This is a genomic window from Streptomyces sp. NPDC058375 (genome assembly GCF_042723425.1).
Taxonomy (GTDB): Bacteria; Actinomycetota; Actinomycetes; order Streptomycetales; family Streptomycetaceae; genus Streptomyces; species Streptomyces durocortorensis.
This window is the reverse complement of record NZ_JBHXJG010000349.1, coordinates 1-5,745: the sequence shown is the minus strand read 5'-3', so window position 1 is coordinate 5,745 and position 5,745 is coordinate 1. Positions and strand designations below refer to the sequence as shown.

At 71.6% G+C, this 5,745-nt stretch carries 3 protein-coding genes and 1 riboswitch; of the genes, 1 reads left to right on the top strand and 2 read right to left on the bottom strand.

What is annotated here, in order from left to right; genetic code table 11:
• Positions 1-48: 48 nt before the first annotated feature.
• Positions 49-882, bottom strand: coding sequence for a transglycosylase SLT domain-containing protein (locus ACFWM7_RS32910; RefSeq protein ID WP_383267799.1), 834 nt, complete (start codon positions 880-882; stop codon positions 49-51).
• A 5-nt stretch (positions 883-887) separates the two neighbouring features.
• Positions 888-1,047, bottom strand: a riboswitch (cyclic di-AMP (ydaO/yuaA leader).
• 477 nt (positions 1,048-1,524) lie between these two features.
• Here ACFWM7_RS32910 and ACFWM7_RS32905 point away from each other — a divergent pair.
• The gene (locus ACFWM7_RS32905; protein ID WP_383267796.1) at positions 1,525-2,916 is read left to right on the top strand and encodes an FAD-dependent oxidoreductase; all 1,392 of its coding nucleotides are present in this window, start codon (positions 1,525-1,527) and stop codon (positions 2,914-2,916) included.
• Between the two features lie 42 nt (positions 2,917-2,958).
• Here ACFWM7_RS32905 and ACFWM7_RS32900 read toward each other — a convergent pair whose 3' ends face one another.
• Positions 2,959-5,487: a SpoIIE family protein phosphatase gene (locus tag ACFWM7_RS32900; protein ID WP_383267793.1), complete on the bottom strand. Its 2,529-nt coding sequence runs from the start codon at positions 5,485-5,487 to the stop codon at positions 2,959-2,961.
• Positions 5,488-5,745: the final 258 nt, after the last annotated feature.

Below are 5,745 nucleotides of genomic sequence, written 5' to 3'. Positions count from 1 at the left end.
CCCCCGGACCGTGCGGTCCGGGGGCTCCTGCTGCTCGGTCGCGGAGGATCAGTAGGCGCCGAAGACGTTGTCGATCGAGCCGTAGCGGTCCGCGGCGTAGTTGCACGCGGCCGTGATGTTGGCGACCGGGTCGTAGCTGTCGGTCGAGGTGCCGGGCACGTGGTACGCCTGGAACGTCGGGTCGATGACCTGGAGCAGGCCCTTGGACGGGGTGCCCTTGACCGCGTTGGAGTCCCAGTTGTTGATGGCGGCCGGGTTGCCCGAGGACTCGCGCATGATGTTGCGGTGGATGCCCTCGTAGGTGCCGGGGATGCCCTGCTCGGCCATGACCGCCAGCGACTCCTTGATCCAGCCGTCGAGGTCGTTCGTGTAGGTGACGGCCTTCTCGGCGGCCGGAGCGGCCTTCGCCGCCGGGGCGGCCTCGATGCGCTCCGAACGGTCGGCGCGGTCCGCCGAAGCGCCGCGAGCGGCGGACGGCGAGGACTTGGCGGGCTTGTCGTCCGACGAGGCGGCGGCCTGGCCTCCGAGGACCAGCTTGATACCGGGGTGAATAAGGTCGGGATTCTCTCCGACGATCTTCCGGTTGCCTTCGTACAGCTTCTCCCAGCCGCCGCTGACGGAATGTTCGCGGGCGATCTTGGAAAGAGTTTCGCCGGCCACCACGGAATGCTTGGCGGGCGCGGTCTTCGCGGCGGAATTCGCCTGGGGCGCCGAGGCGGGCGCCACGGCCTGCTGCGGTGCGGCGGCGGGCGCCGGGGCCGCGAAGGCGCTGGTGGCACCGATCACCGGGAGCGCGAGAACGGCTCCGCCGGTGGTCACGGCGGCGAGGCCGCGGCTCAGCGAGGTGGACTTGGGACGGCGGTGCTTACCCTGTGCGGGCATGGGGGATTTCCTCTCCGGCGCCTGCGAGGTGAGCTGTCGGGTTCAGACGGGAGATGTCTGGCCGCACGGCGTGCGACTTCACCCCAAGCCGTTCCGGTTACGGATCGGCGACTTACCTGGTTCCCCCGCTCCTGCCGTACGTGAGTGGGTTTCGGATTCCCGGACGGCGGCAGGACTCGGCGTTCCATCCGGATTGACGGTGACCGTAGGCGAGAAACATCGGGTGGAACAAGCCCCGCATTCCGGATTCCCTTTTCCGTGCATGATCGAATAACGGAATTCCCGGATCGGGCCGCGCCGTCATGCCGTCAACTTTCTTCGCACAGAAGGGAACCGATGCCTCCGCTTCTGCGTCCGCCCCCTGGGACGTGACGCTCACCACTCCCTCGGCGCGATGGCGAAAACAGGCCCAGGCAAATACCTCAACAACACCATCGAGGCCCTTTATGGATGAGAAGCTCAAAAGAAACAAATCGACCATATAGGGATAGCAAAGCGGACTAATCGGGCACCCCCCGCAGGGGCGGCCGAAGGGTCCGGGGGGCGATCGCTTACGGTGGGGTGGAGACTAGTAAGCCAACCCTTACCTCCGACGTACGCTGTACCTGCCCGCGTTCGCCCGCCCCGAAGGATCACCACGCCATGACACGCCCCGTCCGCGTCGCCATTGTCGGAGCCGGCCCCGCCGGTATCTACGCTGCGGACGCGCTGCTCAAATCCGAGGTCTGCCAGGACCCGGGGGTCTCCATCGACCTCTTCGAGCGCATGCCCGCGCCCTTCGGCCTGATCCGTTACGGCGTGGCCCCGGACCACCCGCGGATCAAGGGCATCGTCAAGGCGCTGCACCAGGTGCTGGACAAGCCCCAGATCCGGCTCTTCGGCAACGTCAGCTACCCGCACGACATCGGCCTGGACGACCTGCGGTCGTTCTACGACGCGGTGATCTTCTCCACCGGCGCCGAGGCCGACCGCGCGCTCGACATCCCCGGCATCGAGCTGGACGGTTCCTACGGCGCGGCCGAGTTCGTCTCCTGGTACGACGGGCACCCCGAGGTCCCGCGCTCCTGGCCGCTCGCCGCGGAGAAGGTCGCCGTGCTCGGCGTCGGGAACGTGGCCCTGGACGTGGCCCGGGTCCTGGCCAAGACGGCCGACGAGCTGCTGCCCACCGAGATCCCGGACAACGTGTACCAGGACCTCAAGGAGAACAAGGCGCTGGAGGTGCACGTGTTCGGGCGGCGTGGCCCGGCGCAGGCCAAGTTCAGCCCGATGGAGCTGCGGGAGCTGGACCACTCCCCCACCATCGAGGTCATCGTCAACCCCGAGGACATCGAGTACGACGAGGGCTCCATCGCGACCCGCCGGGAGAACAAGCAGGCCAACATGGTCGCGCAGACCCTGGAGAACTGGGCGATCCGCGACGTCGGCGACCGCCCGCACAAGCTGTTCCTGCACTTCTTCGAGTCCCCGGTCGAGATCCTCGGCGAGGACGGCAAGGTCGTGGCGCTGCGCACCGAGCGCACCGAGCTGGACGGCACCGGCAACGTCCGGGGCACCGGTCAGTTCACCGACTGGGACATGCAGAGCGTCTACCGCGCCGTCGGCTACTACTCGGAGGAGCTGCCCAAGCTCCCCTTCGACGTGGCCTCCGGCACCGTCCCGCACGAGGCGGGACGCGTCATCGCCGGCGACGCCCCCATGGCCTCGGTCTACGTGACCGGCTGGATCAAGCGCGGCCCGATCGGTCTGATCGGGCACACCAAGGGCGACGCCAACGAGACGGTCGCCTGCCTCCTGGAGGACCGCGCCGCCGGTCGTCTGGCCGAGCCCGCCGCGCCCGCTCCGGAGGCCGTCGAGGCGTTCCTGGAAGGCCGGGGCGTCCGGTACACGACCTGGGAGGGCTGGCACAAGCTGGACGCCCACGAGCAGGCGCTGGGTGTGGCCCAGGGCCGTGAACGGATCAAGGTCGTGGAGCGCGAGGGCATGCTGGAGGCCTCCGGCGCCTTCGTGCCGGCCGAGCTGCCCGCCGACGCCTGATCCCGGCGGGGCACACACCGACAGGACGGACAGGCAGGACGCCTATGAGGAGGCCGGGCCCGCAGTACGCCCCGGGTCCGGACCTCTGAACGTGCGCCACAGGTCGGGCCCGGGCTCCCGATCCGTCCGGGGCCGGCGGACCTCCGGGGCCTCGGCCCACCGGGCGGCCAGCAGGAGCGCGATGTCGTCCGGGCGGTCGGTGGCCGCTCTGGCCTCTCCGATGACCTGGTCGGCCGTGTCGGCCAGCGGGACCGCGCCGATCCGTTCGACGGTGGCGCGCAGCCGCTCGATCCCCTCGTCGATGTCCGTGCCGGGGCGCTCGATCAGCCCGTCCGTGAACAGGGCCAGCATCGCGCCGGGTTCGAGCCGCATCTCCGTGACCGGGTAGGCCGCGTCCCCGTCGATCCCGAGCACGATGCCGCCGGGCAGGTCCAGCACCTCCGTCCGGCCGTCGGGCCGCCGCAGCACGGGCTGCGGATGCCCCGCCCGTACGGCACGGGCCACGCCGGTCACCGGGTCGAGGGCGACGTAGCAGCAGCTCGCGAACTGGCCCGGGTCGAGGTCGATCAGCAGCCGGTTCGTGCCGCTCATCACCTCCTGCGGATCGTGGTTGCTCAGCGCGAACGCCCGTACCGCACTGCGCAGTTGACCCATGGTCGCGGCGGCCGACACCCCGTGCCCCTGCACGTCGCCGATGATCAGGGCGAGTTCGTGGCCGGTCTCGATGACGTCGTACCAGTCGCCGCCCACGTCCATCCCCTGGGTGCCGGAGAGGTAGCGCCCCAGGGTGTCCACCCCGTCCACCTCGGGCAGCCGGTGCGGCAGCAGGGCGTCCTGGAGTCCGCGGGCGAGGGCGGACTCACTGTCGTAACGCTGGGCGCGTTGCAGGGCCTGGGCGATGAGCCCGGCCAGGGCCGTCAGGACCGTGCGCTCCTCCGGGCTGAAGCCGCGGGGCCGGTCGAAGCCGAGGATGCAGGAGCCGACGGGTCGGCCCGAGGCGATCAGCGGCAGGAAAGCCCGCGCCCCGACGTCCGCGTCGATGGGGATGCCCGGGTAGGCCTCGGCCAGGCGCTGCATGGACTCGAAGAAGATCGGGCGGCCCGTGGTCAGGGTCTCCACCCCGGGGATGCTGACGTCGAGCCCGACCCCGTCGAAGCGGTCGAGGAAACCCTTCGGGAACCCCGTCTCCCAGGCCAGATGGAGGTGGCGCTCGTTCAGCAGGTAGATGGCGAGCTGGCGGCCGCCGAACGCGGGGAGCAGCTCCTCGGTGACCACCGCGGAGACCTGACGTGCGGTGACCGCCTCGGTCAGCGCGATGGCGAGGGCCACCGGCCGGTACAGCGCGGAGGAGCGGTCGGCGGTCGAGCCGATGCCAAGACCCGGTGAGGTGACGGAGCCGGGGGCGTAGGCCGGCTGGTCGGTGGCCTGGAGGACGACGCTCACCCCGTCGTGGCCCGGGTACAGCGACACCGACAGCCAGCGCGAGGGCGGGCGGCGGGCGAGGAAGTGGACGGGCTCGTCGGCCATCAGGGCGGCCCGGTAGTGGTCCTCGTAGGCCTCGTGTCCGAACCACGGCAGGGCCTGCCACACCACATGGCCGATCAGCTCCGGCCGGGAGTGGCCGAGCAGCTCCTCGGCGAGGCCGTTGGCGTACGTGATCCGCCCGAGCCGGTCCAGGGAGAGGATGCCCCGGGGCAGCCGGTCGGCGGCCTCCGGCACGACGGGCCCCGCGCCGAGGTCGACCAGGAAGCCGCTCAGATGGCTGGCGGAGGCGTCGCCGTCCGGGTGTGTCCAGCGGCCGGACAGCTCCAGCAGGTGGGACCGGCCGTCGGGGCCGCGCAGCCGCATCCGGCGGACCACCGGTTCGGCGGACTCCACCGTCCGCCGGGCCAGCGCCCACAGCCCGTACACGTCCTCGGGGACCAGCCGTTCGGCGAGCGCGTCGACGGTGCCCGGGAAGGCGGCGGGCTCGAAGCCGAGGATCGCGCAGAGTTCGTCGTCGGCGGCGACCTGCCCGGAGTGCAGGTCCCAGTCGAACCGGCCGACCCGCACCGGGGGCGTGGTGGCGGCGGGCAGTTGCACGGGGACCGGCTCGGCCTCCCATACGCAGTCGACGCCCCGCCGCTCCAGATCGGTGAGCGCGCCGCCGAGCCGCCGGCCGAGGTCGTGCAGCCGGTCCCCGTCGGCGGGGGCGACGGGCTGCCCCGGCGTGGAGGCCCGCAGGACCGCCAGCACACCGACGCTGCCCCGGGGCCCGTTGATCGGCACCCACAGCGACCCGAACGGGAACGGCAGCCCCGCCATCAGCTGCGGGAACCGGCGCATCGCCTCCTCCGCGTCGGAGAGCAGCACGGGCCGCCCCGAGCGGTAGGCCTCGGAGACCGGGAAGGGCCGGTTCACATGCATCCGCCACCAGGGCCGGAACAGCGGGGCCGGCAGCCCGGCGAGCACCGCCAGCCGCAGAAGTCCGGACGTCCTGCTGCGCAGGTAGACGCCGCCCGCGTAGCCGTCGCTCGACTCGACGGCGCTGACGAGGGCCTGGGCGAGTACGAGGGACAGCTCGTCGGGCACGCGGCCACCGTCGAGTCCCCCGGCCGCGGCCCCGTGTCCGGCGGGCGGGGGATACCGGGTCGTATCGTGCCGGGTCACACAGCCAGCATGCTCCCGACCCGGGGTACACCGCACCTCCGGCGACCGGCCGCTCCCCTGTGGCGGCCGGCCGCCGGAGGCGGGCTCAGTACCGCGTGGCGGCGGCCGGGCGGGTCGTCGTCTTGAACCCCACCACCGGTGCTGTGGCTTATACACAACACCCACCCCACGAGACGCCAG